This is a genomic window from Vibrio sp. SG41-7, from assembly GCF_014164465.1.
Classification (GTDB): Bacteria; Pseudomonadota; Gammaproteobacteria; order Enterobacterales; family Vibrionaceae; genus Vibrio; species Vibrio splendidus.
Genome location: NZ_JACJFF010000029.1, coordinates 1 through 16,403 on the forward strand (window position 1 = coordinate 1; position 16,403 = coordinate 16,403).

16 protein-coding genes are annotated in these 16,403 nt (G+C 44.5%); 11 read left to right on the top strand and 5 right to left on the bottom strand.

Annotated elements, in window-relative coordinates; all coding sequences use genetic code 11:
* Nucleotides 1-413: 413 nt before the first annotated feature.
* The gene (locus H5300_RS10215) at nucleotides 414-1,298 is read right to left on the bottom strand and encodes a LysR family transcriptional regulator (RefSeq protein WP_182795918.1); all 885 of its coding nucleotides are present in this window, start codon (nucleotides 1,296-1,298) and stop codon (nucleotides 414-416) included.
* A gap of 132 nt (nucleotides 1,299-1,430) precedes the next feature.
* On the opposite strand from H5300_RS10215, the gene H5300_RS10220 reads away from it, so the two are divergent.
* Nucleotides 1,431-2,441 (top strand): aldo/keto reductase family oxidoreductase, encoded by a 1,011-nt coding sequence (locus H5300_RS10220; RefSeq protein WP_182795919.1) that lies wholly within the window; start codon nucleotides 1,431-1,433, stop codon nucleotides 2,439-2,441.
* 9 nt (nucleotides 2,442-2,450) lie between these two features.
* A complete protein-coding gene (locus H5300_RS10225) occupies nucleotides 2,451-2,843 on the top strand; it encodes a heme-binding protein (RefSeq protein WP_102442784.1) in 393 nt (130 codons plus the stop codon).
* Nucleotides 2,844-2,956: 113 nt separating this feature from the next.
* Here H5300_RS10225 and H5300_RS10230 read toward each other — a convergent pair whose 3' ends face one another.
* A complete protein-coding gene (locus tag H5300_RS10230; protein ID WP_017085107.1) occupies nucleotides 2,957-4,330 on the bottom strand; it encodes an L-cystine transporter in 1,374 nt (457 codons plus the stop codon).
* Nucleotides 4,331-4,514: 184 nt separating this feature from the next.
* A complete protein-coding gene (locus H5300_RS10235) occupies nucleotides 4,515-5,210 on the bottom strand; it encodes an NAD-dependent epimerase/dehydratase family protein (RefSeq protein ID WP_182795920.1) in 696 nt (231 codons plus the stop codon).
* A 736-nt stretch (nucleotides 5,211-5,946) separates the two neighbouring features.
* On the opposite strand from H5300_RS10235, the gene H5300_RS10240 reads away from it, so the two are divergent.
* From H5300_RS10240 to btuD, 9 genes are all read left to right on the top strand, one after another.
* Nucleotides 5,947-6,558, top strand: coding sequence for a flavin reductase family protein (locus tag H5300_RS10240; RefSeq protein WP_182795921.1), 612 nt, complete (start codon nucleotides 5,947-5,949; stop codon nucleotides 6,556-6,558).
* Between the two features lie 44 nt (nucleotides 6,559-6,602).
* Nucleotides 6,603-7,649, top strand: a complete 1,047-nt coding sequence (gene cobT, locus H5300_RS10245; RefSeq protein WP_182795922.1) for a nicotinate-nucleotide--dimethylbenzimidazole phosphoribosyltransferase — start codon at nucleotides 6,603-6,605, stop codon at nucleotides 7,647-7,649.
* Nucleotides 7,649-8,455 (top strand): adenosylcobinamide-GDP ribazoletransferase, encoded by an 807-nt coding sequence (locus tag H5300_RS10250; RefSeq protein ID WP_182795923.1) that lies wholly within the window; start codon nucleotides 7,649-7,651, stop codon nucleotides 8,453-8,455. Before cobT ends, H5300_RS10250 begins: the two co-directional genes overlap by 1 nt.
* Nucleotides 8,456-8,464: 9 nt before the next feature.
* Nucleotides 8,465-9,076, top strand: a complete 612-nt coding sequence (gene cobU, locus H5300_RS10255; protein ID WP_182795924.1) for a bifunctional adenosylcobinamide kinase/adenosylcobinamide-phosphate guanylyltransferase — start codon at nucleotides 8,465-8,467, stop codon at nucleotides 9,074-9,076.
* Between the two features lie 9 nt (nucleotides 9,077-9,085).
* On the top strand, nucleotides 9,086-9,703 hold the full coding sequence (locus H5300_RS10260) for a histidine phosphatase family protein (RefSeq protein ID WP_182795925.1): 618 nt from the start codon (nucleotides 9,086-9,088) through the stop codon (nucleotides 9,701-9,703).
* Between the two features lie 137 nt (nucleotides 9,704-9,840).
* Nucleotides 9,841-11,637, top strand: coding sequence for a M3 family oligoendopeptidase (locus H5300_RS10265; RefSeq protein WP_182795926.1), 1,797 nt, complete (start codon nucleotides 9,841-9,843; stop codon nucleotides 11,635-11,637).
* Nucleotides 11,638-11,915: 278 nt separating this feature from the next.
* Nucleotides 11,916-12,944 (top strand): succinylglutamate desuccinylase, encoded by a 1,029-nt coding sequence (locus tag H5300_RS10270; protein WP_017057427.1) that lies wholly within the window; start codon nucleotides 11,916-11,918, stop codon nucleotides 12,942-12,944.
* Between the two features lie 133 nt (nucleotides 12,945-13,077).
* Nucleotides 13,078-14,073, top strand: coding sequence for a vitamin B12 ABC transporter permease BtuC (gene btuC / locus H5300_RS10275; RefSeq protein WP_102453527.1), 996 nt, complete (start codon nucleotides 13,078-13,080; stop codon nucleotides 14,071-14,073).
* The gene (gene btuD, locus H5300_RS10280) at nucleotides 14,060-14,818 is read left to right on the top strand and encodes a vitamin B12 ABC transporter ATP-binding protein BtuD (protein ID WP_182795927.1); all 759 of its coding nucleotides are present in this window, start codon (nucleotides 14,060-14,062) and stop codon (nucleotides 14,816-14,818) included. Before btuC ends, btuD begins: the two co-directional genes overlap by 14 nt.
* Nucleotides 14,819-14,871: 53 nt before the next feature.
* Here the strand turns inward: btuD and H5300_RS10285 are convergent, their stop codons facing one another.
* Nucleotides 14,872-15,285 carry a RidA family protein gene (locus H5300_RS10285; RefSeq protein WP_017057425.1) on the bottom strand — a complete coding sequence of 138 codons (414 nt, stop codon included), beginning with the start codon at nucleotides 15,283-15,285 and terminating at the stop codon, nucleotides 14,872-14,874.
* Between the two features lie 26 nt (nucleotides 15,286-15,311).
* Nucleotides 15,312-16,247, bottom strand: a complete 936-nt coding sequence (locus tag H5300_RS10290; RefSeq protein ID WP_102442777.1) for an NADP-dependent oxidoreductase — start codon at nucleotides 16,245-16,247, stop codon at nucleotides 15,312-15,314.
* Nucleotides 16,248-16,403 lie beyond the last annotated feature (156 nt).

Consider the following 16,403-nt stretch of genomic DNA (forward strand, 5'->3'; position numbering starts at 1 on the left):
TACCATGCTTTCGAACAGCATTACTCTGACTGCAAAATCGACAATTAACCTGAATAGTTGCCATGATTGGTACCCCAAAAACGTAGATTCTACCACAGAAAACAACAGATTGGAGTCATGACCGAGCGGTGCATCATATATCAGTTATGTTAATCATTCATAGATAACTCATTGTATTATTGAACAAATGCACGATTTCTTTCTATCAAAAACAATCATCAATGAGAGCATTCGAAAAAATCGCTTTATTATTGTTCGATAATACCATTCTAAATATAGGTATATAAATCAAGAGGGTTATTTAAACCTTATTTCGTGTTATTTGATTTATCTGTTCATCGGTTTCCGTTTCTTCAACTCGTTAACTCAGCTTTCATATTCTTAAACTACCAAATCTTCAAGCTCTTAAATTATCAAGCTCTCAAGTTTTCGAAGTAATGCTGAACAAATTTAACGAACACTTGGTGTTTCTTTGCCGGATAAATAACTTGCGGATAGAAAAGGTAAATACTGTTGCCTTGTTGTAGACATTCATCAGGCAGTACTCGCTCTAATTCTCCAAGCTCGACCTCTTTCGCAACGTAGTAACTTGCAATACGGATGATGCCACTGCCTGCCATAGCTTGTTGTTTGAGCACGTGGTTGTTATTGCTTGAAAGCCAGCCGGACACATCAATATTTGCCGATTTTAAAGGCCACTCGGTTTGGTGCAGCGTTGCTAAGCATTGATGATCACTTAAGTCACTCACATTGGTTGGGCGGCCAAACTGATCAAGATAGCCAGGAGTCGCGACTAAATCATGCTGATAGCTAATCAAGTGTTTCGCCACCATGTTGTCTGGTGGCGTGTTGGTGGCACGAAACGCGATATCGATATCATCTTGATTGAGATTAAAGTTGGTGTAGCTGCTGTTTATCTCAAAGCGGATTTCTGGATATTGTTGCCTAAACTGTTGGCAGATATCGAATAGATATACCTCAGTAAACATTTTTGGCGCGGTGAGGCGTAATAGGCCTTTAACGATGTCGTGTTGCTCTGAAACGCTGCGCTCAAGCTGTAAAACTTGTGAGCGAATCGTTAAGCCTTGTTGTAAGGCGCGTTCGCCTTCTTGGGTTAAACGAACACTGCGAGTGGTTCTGACCAAAAGCGGGCACTGTAAATCATTCTCTAAACGTTTGATCTGCTCAGAAAGGTAGCTCTTAGAGATACCGAGTTTTTCGGCTGCCTTGGTAAAGTTAAGTTGCTGAGCAAGTTCTACAAACAGGATCAGTCGTTCTATTCTTTTGTGTTCGTTCATTCGCGCGTTCCTACCAATCTATTGTTCGTCATATCAAACAATCATTTCGTAACTAGCATATTCTGTTTTTTAAAAAGAACAATATGATAGAGGCATATTTCTGGTCAGCAAATCTTCTAAGCGAGAATCGATATGACGAACAGCATTGAATCTACAAACAAAACGAATGACAAAAAGAGTATCCCATTATCAAACTATCTGCCGAATGTTGGGCAAGTTGCCTATGGCAGCATGGGGTTAGGTGGTGGTTGGAATGATAATCCAGTGACGAGTGCGGATGTTGCTCAAACACGAAGCGTCATCGACACAGCATTAGAATCGGGTATTAATTTATTCGACCATGCGGATATCTATACCTTCAGCAAAGCTGAGCAAGCCTTTGGTCAAGCATTACAACAAGCGCCTGAGCTGCGTGAACAGATGTTCATTCAATCTAAGTGTGGGATTCGTTTTGAAGGCGAGGGCAATGTTGTTCGTTATGATTTCTCGGTAGATTGGGTAAGCCAATCGGTAGACGGTATTCTCAACCGATTGAATACTGAAAAGCTCGATGTGCTGTTATTACATCGCCCTGATCCTTTGATGGAACTCGATGACCTGGCAAGAGTGTTAGAGCACTTAAAAGCGCAGGGTAAGGTCGATTTCTTTGGTGTGTCGAACATGAACAGTCACCAAATCCAGTATCTGCAATCTGCGCTAGGGCAACCTATTGTCGCGAATCAAGTTGAGATGAGCTTAGCCAAATTGGATTGGTTGAACGATGGGGTGATGATTAACTCGCAAGGGCACCATCAATCAGACTTCGCCGCAGGCACCCTTGAACATTGCCAAATGAATAACATCCAACTGCAAGCTTGGGGTTGTTTGGCACAAGGCCGATTTGCTGAGCAAGGTTTGTATTCAGAACATGAACACGTGAAAAAGACGGCGCACTATGTGGCTCAGTTAGCAAATCAATATGGCGTAGAAAGTGAAGCGATTGTGTTGGCATTTTTGCTTCGTCACCCTGCTCGTATCCAACCTGTTATTGGCACCACAAATCTAGACCGAATCAAAGCTTCAGCGGTGGCGACTCAGATAAACCTGTCTCGTGAAGAGTGGTACAACTTATACGTGTACTCACGTGGTCAAGCGCTGCCATAAGGAATAAACATGTTGAATCAAAAGATCGCACAACAATTGGTGTCTAATGCTCTTGATATTGCCAAGCATCATCAACAAGCAATTGCGGTGAGCGTATGTGATACGCACGGAGAGTTATTGGCATTTATTCGCATGGATAATGTGAGCGTACAAGCCGGGTTGTTAGCACAGAACAAAGCTTATACGTCTGCAAGAGACAGACAGCCAAGCGGTAACTTAGGCGCTTGGGCGAGAGAAACCGGTAAAGACTTAAGTTACTGGACCGACTCAAAGATCACTGGCTTTAAAGGCGGTGTTCCCATTGAGTTAAAGGGGCAGATGATTGGCGCTATTGGTATCAGTGGATTGAGTGAAGATGACGATGAAGCACTTGCTGAGAAAGTGATTCAACTTGTGCTCTAAGTGCTGTTGCTTGTGAAGCAATGGAAGTTAGAAGTAACAGATAATAAAAAACCGATGCATGTGCATCGGTTTTTTGTTTAACGAGACTCAAGTTATTGAATCAACCGAACTCATTAAGCGTTCGCTTGTTCCAGATCTTGTTGCTTGTCTTTCTTACCCATTAGGCGGCTTGTTATCGTACCGGCTGTCATTGCACCTGATACGTTAAGCGCTGTACGTGCCATATCGATAAGGGGTTCGATAGAGATAAGCAGTGCTGCAATCGTTACTGGAAGCCCCATAGCGGGTAGCACGATAAGTGCCGCGAACGTTGCACCGCCACCTACGCCGGCAATACCGAATGAGCTCACTGTGATAATAGCAATCAGAGAAAGAATGAAGTTGATGTCCATTGGGTCGATGCCGACTGTTGGCGCAACCATGACTGCTAGCATTGCAGGGTAGATACCCGCACAACCGTTTTGACCAATCGTCGCACCGAAAGTTGCAGACAGGTTAGCAATCGCTGGTGGCACATTTAGCTTAGTGATTTGAGCTTCAACGTTCAGTGGAATCGTTGCAGCAGAACTACGCGAAGTGAAAGCGAACGTTAGAACAGGCCAGATTTTTTGGAAGTACTCTTTTGGGTTTACACCAACAAAAGAAACCAACACACCGTGAACGACGAACATCAGGATAATAGCTACGTAAGAAGCAACGATGAAACCGAGTAGGCTTAAGATGTCAGAAGCACTTGATGTTGCTACAACTTTCGCCATTAACGCAGCGATGCCGTATGGCGTGAGTGCCATGATCATCTTAACTAAGCGCATAACGATAGATTGTGCAGCGTCAACGAAAGTACGGATCGGTGATTCTAGCTCTTCTTTCTCAGCCATTACTTTACGAGCAGCAATACCTGTTAGCACGCCGAAGATAACAACCGCAATGATTGAAGTAGAACGAGCACCGGTTAGATCAGCAAACGGGTTAGTCGGAATGAAACTAACCAGCATTTGTGGAATGGTTAGGTCAGAAACACTTCCCATGCGGCTTTCTAGTGTTGCAATACGAGCTGTTTCACGCGCGCCCTCTGTTAAGCCTTCTGCCGAAAGACCGAATGCCTGAGCCACTGCAATACCAACAATCGCAGAGATCGCCGTTGTTGCGAGTAATACTGAAATAGTGATACCAGAAATCTTGCCCAGTGAACCGCCTTTTTCAAGCTTCACCACCGCCGCAATCATTGAAACCAAGACTAATGGCATGATTACCATTTTAAGTAATCCAACGTAACCACGACCAACGATGTTTACCCAGTCTAGTGTCTCTTTGATGATGGGATTGCCTTCACCAAATAGCAGCTGTAGACCAAGGCCAAATGCACTACCAAAAACTAAACCGAGTAAAACGAGGCGAGAAAGTGTGTTTTCTTTTTTCTGCTGTCCGTAGAGAAAGAAGAGGATACCAGTGAATACCGCTAAGGCAGCGATAGCTGAAAATGACATTTGTTTTCCTTATGAATAACTCTAAATCAATTAGGCACCTAGATGTATAGGTGTCAGTACTGCTGCTAAAATAACGTTCTGTTACAAAACGTAAAATAAGGAAAAGTAATTTATTAGAACGATTAGTAATATCCACTCAATGGTATGGGTGGATATTCAACATTGTGATGAATAGGTGAGCTTTTTAGCGATATTTTGCCAATAAATTGAGCATGTCACTTGACGAGTAAATTTCGATATTTTTGAAATTATTTTCGAATAATCGGAACAACATTGCCTTCGCGACGTCTTCCGCTTGAATAGGGCGTAGGTTTTTGAACTGACCAAACATAAAGGGAGAGACTAAAGGAAAGATGCTTTGCAGGAGTTTTTCATCGGCTCTTGGTTCATCACGTTCACCAACCAGCGGGCCCGGACGTGCGATGAAAAGTTGCTTGAAGCCAATACGTTTTAAGTTTTGCTCCATTTGCCCTTTGCTACGAAGGTAGTGTGAATAAGAATCTGGTGAAGCGCCATAGCTCGAAACGACGGCAACGCGTTGTACCCCAAGAAACTTCATCGACTGTGCAACTTGGCTAACCAATTCAACATCGACTTTGCGAAGTGCTTCTTTTGATCCTGCCTTTTTCTTAGTCGTACCTAAGCAGATAACGCCAAGTTTAGGCGTCGCATTCGTATCATCCCAACTGGTAACTTGCAGGTCATTGTGAATGAGCGTGTGGAGTTTATTGGAGTCAAACTGTGCATTGAGTGATCTTCGGGATAACGCATAGATATTGTCGACCGCGGGTTCATCAATGAGTTGCCTCATCACATGATGACCAATTAGCCCTGTTGCACCAGCCACAACAACCGATGTTTTGTCTCCAGCAATGCTCATTTTAATCCCTTATTCACTCCACAAGTGCTTGTTTAATATAAACAGTGTTTGAATTTTAAGCGAATAAAAGTTTGTTAAACGAGTGGTCAGTAGTATGTGGGGAGTCGCCTGTTTGTGGAAAAAGAGATGGTTTAGTTTGGCTTGACGCATAAGCATGGTCTGAAGCATAAGTACAGTCTGAAACATAATTGTGGGGTGAAATATAAATGCGGTCTGAAACATAAGTACGGGGTTAAAAATAACTAAGATGTTAAACATAACAAAGCCCGCTGGGCGACGGGCTTTGTTACTTACTTTGCTGCTTTCTAGGTGAAGGATAGTGGGATTTTCCTTACCTTTTTGCTGGTTTGCTTACTTGATTTATTTGGTTTTCTTTTACTTGAGTTTGGAATCATTACACCTCCTAAATCGTTGTTCTGTTTTGTCTTTCAATCGATTGTCTTTCTTTGTGTAGCGTCAGTGTTGTGGGCATTCACTGTATGGGTACTTATCAATGGAGAGATTAACAAGTACTTTAGATAAAGCATAAACGATGCCAAAATGTAAGTTATTGATAAATCTATTATCAGTATTGTAGGTGTTTTAGGGTTCGTCAATTTGATTGTCAATTTGAGAAAAAACCAGTGTGATCTGTTTAAATTAAGAACACTCTCTACGGTTTCTGTTGATTAGGCATAGATACAGCATTGTTTAACACGTAAACTGAGTCGTAATTCACATAGACCAAGGACGTGCTATGAACCTCAAGCTTGATACTCTTGCTCCCACTCAGATTTATCACCTGATGACACAAACCGTTGTTCCTCGCCCTATTGCGTGGGTATTGACGGAATCTTCTGAACAAGAGTACAACCTAGCGCCTTTCTCTTATTTCACGCCTGTTTCTAGCAATCCGCCGCTACTGATGTTGTCGGTCGGGAAGAAACCGGCTGGCGAAATCAAAGATACCACTCGTAACGCCTTAGAAACGGGTAAGCTAGTGATTCACATTGCTTCTTCAAGTTCTGCCGAAACAATGACTGCGACAGCAGCCACACTCGATCATGGTGATTCTGAAATCACCGCTAATAATCTTGAGCTGGTTGAATTTGAAGGCTTTTCTTTACCGAGGGTAAAAGAGTGCGCGGTCGCTTTTGGCTGCACCTTGTACGAAGTAAAAGAGGTTGGAGAGGTGCCACAAAGCCTCATCTTTGCCCAAGTCGAAACCGTGTACATTTCCGAAGATGTGATCGATAAAGAGAGTGAACGTCTTAAGGTTGATGCGTTGGCATTGGACCCACTGTCTCGACTTGGTGGCGGTGAATACGCGACGCTTTCTAATGTGTTCTCTGTTGCTCGCCCAAAATAGCCAATCCTAAATTAACGTACCCAGAATAAGCGTTTTTAAAAACTATGTTAGATACCCAATACTCGCAGTACATCCAACACCGAATTGACCAAAAAACCAAGCCGCTCGGTGCGCTTGGCTTACTAGAAAAAGTCGCTCATCAATTGGCATTGATTCAGAGCCAAGGCAAAGAAGCTGCTGTTGAACACATCGAATTGAATAAGCCAAGTATCATCATTTTTGCTGGCGACCATGGCATAGCAGATGAAGGTGTGAGTATTGCTCCAAGTGCCGTAACACAGCAGATGGTGTTGAACTTCTTAAGCGGTGGCGCGGCGATCAATTGCTTCTGTACGGTGAATAATATCGATATCACGGTAGTCGACACGGGGATATTGTTACCTGTGGAATCAGACAGTGACATGTTGATCTCTCAGCGCTTGGGAACGCGAACCAATAACTTTGCCAATGAAGCGGCAATGAGTTTAGAAACGGTTGAACGTGGGATTGAACTGGGTACCGAGCTTGTATCTAGAACCATTTCGAATGGCACCAATATCATCATGTTTGGTGAAATGGGCATCGGTAATACCAGCAGCGCATCAGCGATTTTAAGTGCACTAGCAAACCGTACTGCCGTTAAATGTGTTGGCCTAGGCACTGGCATCAACAATGAACAGCTTGCACGTAAAGTGGCTGTGGTTGAGCAAGGTGTAGCTCGCTGCAAAGGCTTGGATCTTAAAGAAGTTAAAGATATTAAAGAGGTACTAGCACAAGTCGGCGGCTATGAAATCGTTCAAATGGTCGGTGGTTTCCTGGGCGCTTACCAAAACAGAACACCAATATTGGTCGATGGTTTTATCGTATCGGTTGCAGCGTATGTCGCGACTTTAATTGAACCGAGTTGCCGTGATTACATGATCTTTGCTCATCGCTCTGAAGAGTCAGGGCACAAAATTCTATTAGAACTGCTAGACGCTGAGCCACTGCTCGATCTTGGATTGAGATTAGGCGAGGGCACGGGTGCTGCGCTAGCTATGCCCATTATTCGTGCGGCAGCCGAGTTCTATAACAACATGGCTAGCTTCGAAAGTGCTGGAGTCACGGTTTAATGAGTGATGCACCAGAAAGATCGTTGAGAGATCGAGTCACTTACCAGTGGGAGCTGTTTGCGCTGGCGATGGGCTTCTTTTCTCGTTTACCAATGCCAAAGAACACGCCCTATTCATCGGAGCGAATGAACCGTTCTGGTCGCTACTTTTCAACGGTTGGTTTGTTACTTGGTGTTCTATGTGGCGGTGTGTTTTTGCTACTTGATACGGTACTGCCGAGTGCAGTGGCGATTTTCTTGATGATGAGTTTTAGCCTGATGCTCACAGGTGCATTCCATGAAGATGGTTTGACTGATATGGCGGATGGCATTGGTGGCGGCATGACTCTAGAACGTCGTTTGACCATCATGAAAGACAGTCGAATTGGTACTTATGGCGCGTCTGCACTAGTTATGGCTTTGCTTGGCAAGTGGGTGTTGTTGAATGAGCTGGTCAACATGACGGCTCTGTTTATGGTTATAGTGACCAGTTATACCTTTAGCCGCGCGATTGCTGCATCACTGATTTATGACATGCCTTATGTTAGCGATTTAGATACCAGTAAAAGTAAGCCTTTGGCCAACAAGCAAACCAAAGGTGAACTTGCCTTCTTATTGCTTGTAGGCGTGTTGCCAAGCCTGTGGTTTGGTCTTGAATTCGCTTTGGTTTTATCTGTCGTCGCCTATCTGTTCAGAACAGGTTTCAAAAAGTGGTTAACGGCTCGAATTGGCGGCTTTACTGGCGACTGCTTGGGGGCAGCTCAACAGTTGATGGAGTTACTGATTTACCTTGTATTCATTACTGCATTTTACAATGGCTTTCTATAACGGTTTCCTATGACAAACACGAATCAAGCTAGTCAAATTAATCAAACAAGTCAGCGAAACAGCCACCTGGTATTGGGTGGAGCTCGTTCTGGTAAGTCTAGTTTTGCAGAGCAACAAGCATTATGTGCGCTTGAAGCATGTTCAAATGGACGCCTCAATTATATTGCGACAGCGACATATCTTGATGATGAAATGCGAGAACGAATCGCGCACCATCAACAACGTCGTGGTGAGCAGTGGATTGAACATGAAGCCCCTGTTGAATTAGCCGAAGAACTGCAGTTTTTTACCCAAGACGATGTGGTGCTGATTGACTGCCTAACTTTGTGGTTGAACAACATCATCTTTGAACTGGGTGATGATGCAACCAATGAACAGGTTGAAGCCGTGGTTGAAGTATTGGTCAAAAGCGTCGAGCAAAGCCCAGCGCAAATTATCATGGTGTCTAACGAAGTCGGCTTAGGTGTGGTGCCGCTGGGTAAAGTGTCGCGCTTGTTTGTAGACAATGCAGGGCGAATGAACCAAGCGTTAGCTCGGGTCGTTGAACGCGTTACGCTGGTTGCTGCCGGATTGCCGCTGCACTTAAAACCATCTAATCACTTGCTTGATACTCAAGGCTAGGTCGCACACATGGTTAATGGAACAACTAAAAACATCTATTTATTAAGACATGGCAAGGTCGAAGGCGAAGCAGCACTTAACGGATTGTCAGACGTGTTGGTCAACCCTGATCTTCAATATCAGATCTGTGGAGCTCTCGCTAAACAAGACATTATCTTTGATAGTGTGGTTTCCTCGCCACTCAGACGATGTGGTGATCTTGCGAGCTTGTTTGCAGAGCGTATGTCAGTGCCTTTATCAGTTGCACCAGACTTTCAGGAAATGAACTTCGGTGAAGTTGACGGTGTCCCATTTGATGCACTTGAAGACAAGTGGGGAATGTTAGAAACCTTTTGGCAAGACCCTGCTAATCATCAATTAACTGGCGCAGAAAGTTTACAGAGCTTCCACGACAGAGTAACTCAAGCTTGGTCACAACTTTTGAATGATCCAAGTGACAATATATTGTTGGTTACCCATGGTGGTGTGATTCGCATTCTGTTAGCACATTGTCTTGATATTGATTGGAAAAATCCGAGTTTGTACTCGAAGCTATCGATAGAAAACGCGTCGATAACTCATATTCAAATCACTCAGTTTGCGCAGAGTTTTATCAGCGTTAAATCGATAGGGCTACCTGTTCTCTGAGTGTTCAAAAAACACAGTTTAAGAATTAACAATCTACTAAAAATATTAGAAGTATTAAAAGTAATTAGAAGTATAAAGCGGCGTTTACAGCCGCTATACCAGATTGGTATTACTACCTACGTGAAAGGAATTTAGTCATGACAACACCGAGTTGGGATCTAAGCATTGCTTATCGCGATCTTAATGATGCAAAAATCGAACAGGACATTGAACTCATTCAACAATGTATTGAGCTGTTGTACCTACACGTTGAAAAGCGTCATATTATCCTAGCGATGCAAAACGCCATTCAAACTTCTGAAGCGGCAGGCACGTTACTGAGCACGATCAACACCTTCGCTAATTGCCACGCATCGGTAGACGCGACGCACACAGAAGCCAAAGCACTGCTTGGTCGAGTTGCGAAGCTGAACTCTGAAATGTCTCAAGCGTTTAGCCCTTACGAAGACACGCTAATTCACGCAGAACCAGAATTTATTGATGCAGTATTAGAGCATGAGAGTGCGGACGTAGCAGGCCAACGCTTTGCGATTGAAAGCTCACGTAAGTTATCAAGCAGCCGACTCAGTGTTGCCGAAGAGCAGTTGTTAGCGGCGATGAAGGTTGATGGCCGTGATGGGTGGGGTCGTTTATACGATAACCTAACCGGATCTTTAAAATTGTCGCTAAAGCTGGACGGTGAAGAGGAAACTCTAGGCTTTTCACAAGCTGCGAGCCTGTTGTACGGCAGCGAATTCGACAAACAAGAACCTGCCTGGCGCGCGGTTCAAGGTGCAATGAAGACCCATCAAGAGTCGTTTGCTTCGATCCTAAATGCGCTGGCAGGTTGGCGCCTGACTGAAAACAAAAAGCGCTCGAAGATTAGCGATGTGCACTTCCTAGATCCAAGCCTACACGGCAGCCGTATTGTGCCAGAAACGCTAGACACCATGATGTCGGTAGCAAAAGCGAATCGAGCTGTTGGTCAGAAAGCGGGTTTGTTGATGGCAAGAGTTCACGGGCTCGATGAAATGAAGCCTTGGAATCATTTAGCAGCAATGCCACCACTGGGTGACGCTGAATCTAAGGTTTACCCATTTGATGAAGCGATCGAAGTGATTAAAACCGCGTTCGCTGAAGTGAATCCGGAGATGGCTGATTTTGTCGCATTAATGGTTGAGAACGGTTGGATTGATGCCGCACCAGCAGCCAACAAACGTTTAGGCGCGTACTGCACTAAGTTTGCTGCGACACGCACCCCGCTTGTGTTCATGACATGGAGTGGTAGCCGCTCAGACTTAATGACATTGGCGCACGAGCTAGGCCACGCGTTCCACAACTGGGTGATGAAAGACATGCCGTTGTGTCAAACACGCTACCCAATGACGTTAGCAGAAACCGCTTCGATCTTTGCGGAAAACATCGTTCGTGACCACCTATTGAAGCAAGCACAAACACGTAATGAGAAACTTGAAATGCTGTGGGAAGAGCTTTCTTCTTCTTTGGCATTAATGGTGAACATTCCTGTGCGTTTTGAGTTTGAGAAAGCCTTCTACGAGCAGCGTGAAAAAGGCGAGCTCACGGCTCAGCAGCTGTGTGACTTGATGGAAACGACTTGGAAAGAGTGGTACGGCGATGCAATGACAGAAGCCGACCCTTACTTCTGGGCGAGCAAGCTGCACTTCAGCATCTCTCAAGTGAGCTTTTATAACTATCCATACCTGTTCGGTTATCTGTTCAGTAAAGGTGTTTACGCTCAGCGCGATGCGAAAGGTGAGCAATTCTACGGCGATTACGTTTCGTTGCTTCGTGATACGGGCAGCATGATGGCGGAAGAAGTCGTTCAAAAGCACTTAGGAATGGACCTGACTCAAGCGGATTTTTGGCAACAAAGCATCGACATGGTCAAAGTTCAAATCGATGAATTTGAAAGATTGCTCGATCAGGAAGATTAATTGATCTCAATCTGTTCATGGCAGGTAAGAGCTGTGTTAGCTTACGTGGCTCTTATCTTGCTGACATGACTTGAGAAAAGCTGAGACAGCCAAAAGTTGCTTTAAATAGAGAAAGTTATTTGGAACAGATGTCGGTTAGTAAAGTCAGCAGGTAATATAAAAATATATGGGTAGTATTTGTGAGTGATAACGGAGTTTCTATTGATAAGTGCGATCCTAGCAACACAATTTCTATGTACAATTTATTAACATACGGCCGTGCAATTAAGGAGTAACGCATGACGAAGACCCTCTTTCGCCAATCATTTCTTTTTGACAGCCTAGATCTTGAGCAAGAAGTGGTTGCAGGACAGACCGTACTGAGTAACGGTGTTCAAATTAAGCTTCATCAACGCGGTGTATTGGAAGTGATTCCCGCGGAGTATAATTCTGAAACCAAGAACATCATCTTTTCAACAGGTGTTCATGGCGACGAAACTTCACCAATGGAGCTGATTGATAAGCTCATTGAGGATATTGAAACAGGCTTCCAAGTAGTGACAGCAAGATGTTTGTTCATCATTGCTCACCCAGAAGCAACCAACGCGCATACTCGTTTTCTTGATGTGAATATGAACCGTCTGTTTGATGAAAAACAGCACGAGAGTAATCGAGAAGTGGATATCGCGAAGAACCTTAAGTACTTGGTTACTGAGTTTTACAAGGAAACGGTACCTGCCACTCGTTGGCACTTAGATCTGCACTGTGCGATCCGTTTGTCTAAGCATTACTCTTTCGCCGTGAGCCCTAAGGTTCGCCACGAAGTTCGCAGTAAAGCCTTGTTCGATTTCATTAACAGTGCTCACGTTGAAGCTGTGTTGTTGTCGAATGCGCCAACGAGCACTTTCAGTTGGTACAGCGCTGAAAACTTCGAAGCCCAAGCACTGACAATGGAGCTAGGGCAGGTAGCAAGAATTGGTGAGAACCAGCTTGATAAGCTAACGGCTTTCGATTTGGCAATGCGCAATCTGATTGCTGAAATAGAACCAGAGCATTTACCAAAGAAAACCATTACTTATCGCGTAAGCCGAACCATTGTTCGTTTGCACGATGACTTTGATTTCATGTTCTCTGATGACGTAGAAAACTTTACGGCATTCAAGCACGGAGAAGTGTTTGGTCATGATGGTGATAAGCCATTGATGGCGAAGAATGAAAACGAAGCCGTGGTATTCCCAAATCGTAACGTTGCTATCGGTCAACGAGCGGCCTTAATGGTGTGCGAAGTTGAAACACGATTCGACCACGGTCAGCTTGTGTACGATTAATACCGAGCTGGGTTAAAGCGACGAAAACAACCGCTCAACTGGTTGAAATATCAAGGTTCACATTACGGTGTGAGCCTTGAGTTTATTTAGGGATACAGGTAAGGTTACGCGAACAATTTCAAAGTAGCTTGATATGGATTTCCAACAACTTCTTCACCAAAAACAGCGCAAATGGACCCGAGCCATTTATCTGATGGCAGCACTGCTTGTCGCGCTGAGTGCGATTTACCTAATGGTTGGCGATCTTTTCATTTCCCCTCTGGGCACTTTGTCCACGTTAGAACAAAAACTACTGATTGATTTACGCTTACCTCGATTATTAGCAGCGATTGCTATCGGGGCAGGGTTAGCTGTATCTGGCGCAAGCCTACAAGTCTTATTGGGTAACGTATTAGCAGAGCCAGGTGTGCTCGGCATTTCTGGTGGCGCAAGTTTGGCGATGGTTATCGTACTGTTCTTCTTACCGTTTGCTCCTACACCAGAACTGTTTATGATTGCTGCCGTTTTAGGCTCACTCTGTTTTACCGTGATTCTAGTGAGCATGGTAAAAACGATGCGGCTCACCACGGCTAAATTACTGCTAGTCGGTGTGGCGCTAGGTATTCTTTCAGGAGCGATGGTGACATGGGCGTTCTATTTTAGTGATGACCTCAGCCTACGCTTATTGATGTATTGGCTAATGGGCAGCTTGGGTGGTGTCACTTGGTATCAACACTCGCTTACGTTAGTGATGATCCCTGTGATTATTTGGTTGTGTCTGCAAGGCAGTAAACTAGACAAACTGATGATTGGCGAAACGCATGCCGCACAACTGGGCGTGAATGTTCCGAGATTACGCTGGCGTCTAATTTTCGCCGTGTCTATTTTAGTCGGCTGCGCGGTGGCATTGGGCGGCGTGATCAGCTTTGTTGGCTTGGTTGTGCCACACTTGTTGCGCTTAGCGATTGGTACTGACAACCGATACCTTCTTCCTTTGTCTTCCGTTGCAGGTGCCGCGTTACTGGTGTTTGCTGATATTTGCGCACGTACATTACTCGATTCTGCAGAATTACCCTTGGGTGTGATGACCACCAGTATCGGTGCACCAATCTTCATTTGGATGTTAATTAAAAATCATGATTCAAATTAAGAGCCTGAGAGTCGGCGCTCGTCTATTACCACTATCGTTTGAGCTCAAGCAAGGGCAGGTGACTCATGTCATCGGTCCTAATGGCAGTGGTAAAAGTACCTTACTCGAAGCGATATCTGGCGTTGGTGATGGCTACAAAGGGGATATAAAGCTCGACGGGCAGGATTTGTCTGAACTGTCTCTACAAGATTTATCATTGCATCGTGCTTATCTTTGTCAAAGTGCAAGACCTGCCTTCAACTTGGAAGTGTTTCAATACCTTGCGTTGTCACTGCCAAGCTCCTCACACGGCCTTGATGCTGAAATCAACGCAGCTTTGGAAGAAATTAGTCAGATGCTAGACATCACAGACAAACTTCATCGTTCAATTCAGACACTGTCTGGTGGTGAATGGCAACGCGTTCGTTTGGCCGGAATGTGCCTGCAAATTTGGCCGACGCTTAATCCTTACGCAAAGCTGCTGCTCCTCGATGAACCCGCAGCTCCACTAGATATTGCGCAAGAAGCCTTACTCTACAAACTCATTGAACGAGTGGCAGAGAAGGGCATCGCCGTGATCATGGCTAACCACGACCTAAACCGGACCTTAAGACATGCAGACCAAGTGTTGTTGCTCGACAAAGGCGTACTTCAAGCATCAGGTCGTGCAGAACAAGTTCTTACGCCTGAACAGCTAGAGTCCGTGTTCAACACTGAAGTCAAAAGTATCTCAGTCGATAATCAAACTTATCTGTTGTTTGGTTAAGCCTTTATCGTTTGGGTAAGACGGTTGAATCTTAGGATTGGAAAACTCGGCAGTTATCGGGCTAACATCATCTCATATTCAACCATCATATCTGGCATCCCTAAACGCTGAACATAGCGCAACGTGCCTGTCGCTGGTTTTACTTCAACATCCCCTAAAAACTCTTCCCAGACATGAGCAATGCCTTCGAATTGTGCAGAGTTGACTTCGTTGGTAAATGTCCAATCTGTCCTGACAATGTCGTTAACACTAAAGCCAGCTTCTTCTAAGAATGCCTTCATTTGGTCTAAAATCAATCGTGTTTGAGCAACAGGATCATTAGGGTGTTGAGTGATAAAGTCCGGGTTACAGTCAGCATGTCCTGTCACAAAGAATACTTCGCTGAATTCACTTAGTTTCAGTCCCCAACTAAACGCATTGCTCATATCGGGTAGGTTCTTATTACGAAAAGCTTGTTTAATGGCCATTTTATATCCTCTCTACTTGATAGTGTTTACAGCGAAACTTCCAATACGATTTTGCCACGAGCACGTTTTGATTGACTTAACTCGTGTGCTTGAGCGGCTTTAGATAGTGGGAACACCTTATCGATGTTCACTTTAATTACGCCATCATCAATTAAAGCGGCAATACGTTGTAGATCTCTGGCATTGGGTGAAACCCACCAACGTTGAAAATTTACGCCTAGTTGCAGTGGTAATGCGCTTTCAATGTCATCTAATAGTGAAACTACGTTGCCACCTTTTCGTACGACTTCGAGTGAACGCTCCGCGATGCCATCACCCCCAACAGCGACGAGCACAGCATCTAACTCATCAACCTCGTCTTCAAAGCGTTGAGTTTGGTAATCGATGAATTGATCGACCCCTAAGGCCATTAAGTAGGCTTTGTTGCTAGATGATGCTGTTCCGATAACATAAGCACCGAGCGATTTCGCTATTTGAACCGCAAAGCTACCAACACCTCCGGATGCATTGTGAATAAGGACACGTTGACCGGCTTTGAGTTGGCAGCCTTCAACAAGTGCTTGCCATGCTGTTGTTGCGGCCAATGGCACAGCTGCAGCGGTCACGATGTCGAGAGACTTAGGCGCACTTGCTACTAAATCACTATCGACAGCAAGGTATTCGGCGTAGGCGCCTTGTTCAGAAATGGGCGCATATACATAGACCTGCTCCCCAAGTTTGAGGTTGCTTACATTGTTGCCTTTTTCGATAACTTGTCCTGCTGCATCCCAGCCAACAATGAGTGGCATTTCATGTTGACCGCTAGCCTGTAAGAATCCTTCTCTTACCATCCAGTCGACAGGGTTTACCCCCGCGCCTTGTACTTTGATCAGCACTTGATTTGGGGTGATGGTCGGTCTGGCTATATCGCCGAAGGTTAAGTTCTGCGCACTTCCATACTCTTCTAAATACACGGCTTTCATCGTATTTCCTTATAAGTGAGTCATCTGATTTGTTTTTCTAACAGCGGGTTAATCTGCTTGTGGAACTCACTTTGCCCAACTTGTTACTTATCGTCTAATTGATGATTGGTATAATATGCATTGATTAATATGATGAGTTTGTCGATACTCATTCAC

Excerpts from the sequence above, each read along its gene's own strand:
- H5300_RS10215 (WP_182795918.1), bottom strand. The coding sequence starts at position 1,298 with ATGAACGAACACAAAAGAATAGAACGACTGATCCTGTTTGTAGAACTT.
- H5300_RS10220 (WP_182795919.1), top strand. The coding sequence starts at position 1,431 with ATGACGAACAGCATTGAATCTACAAACAAAACGAATGACAAAAAGAGT.
- H5300_RS10225 (WP_102442784.1), top strand. The coding sequence starts at position 2,451 with ATGTTGAATCAAAAGATCGCACAACAATTGGTGTCTAATGCTCTTGAT.
- H5300_RS10230 (WP_017085107.1), bottom strand. The coding sequence starts at position 4,330 with ATGTCATTTTCAGCTATCGCTGCCTTAGCGGTATTCACTGGTATCCTC.
- H5300_RS10235 (WP_182795920.1), bottom strand. The coding sequence starts at position 5,210 with ATGAGCATTGCTGGAGACAAAACATCGGTTGTTGTGGCTGGTGCAACA.
- H5300_RS10240 (WP_182795921.1), top strand. The coding sequence starts at position 5,947 with ATGAACCTCAAGCTTGATACTCTTGCTCCCACTCAGATTTATCACCTG.
- cobT (WP_182795922.1), top strand. The coding sequence starts at position 6,603 with ATGTTAGATACCCAATACTCGCAGTACATCCAACACCGAATTGACCAA.
- H5300_RS10250 (WP_182795923.1), top strand. The coding sequence starts at position 7,649 with ATGAGTGATGCACCAGAAAGATCGTTGAGAGATCGAGTCACTTACCAG.
- cobU (WP_182795924.1), top strand. The coding sequence starts at position 8,465 with ATGACAAACACGAATCAAGCTAGTCAAATTAATCAAACAAGTCAGCGA.
- H5300_RS10260 (WP_182795925.1), top strand. The coding sequence starts at position 9,086 with ATGGTTAATGGAACAACTAAAAACATCTATTTATTAAGACATGGCAAG.
- H5300_RS10265 (WP_182795926.1), top strand. The coding sequence starts at position 9,841 with ATGACAACACCGAGTTGGGATCTAAGCATTGCTTATCGCGATCTTAAT.
- H5300_RS10270 (WP_017057427.1), top strand. The coding sequence starts at position 11,916 with ATGACGAAGACCCTCTTTCGCCAATCATTTCTTTTTGACAGCCTAGAT.
- btuC (WP_102453527.1), top strand. The coding sequence starts at position 13,078 with ATGGATTTCCAACAACTTCTTCACCAAAAACAGCGCAAATGGACCCGA.
- btuD (WP_182795927.1), top strand. The coding sequence starts at position 14,060 with ATGATTCAAATTAAGAGCCTGAGAGTCGGCGCTCGTCTATTACCACTA.
- H5300_RS10285 (WP_017057425.1), bottom strand. The coding sequence starts at position 15,285 with ATGGCCATTAAACAAGCTTTTCGTAATAAGAACCTACCCGATATGAGC.
- H5300_RS10290 (WP_102442777.1), bottom strand. The coding sequence starts at position 16,247 with ATGAAAGCCGTGTATTTAGAAGAGTATGGAAGTGCGCAGAACTTAACC.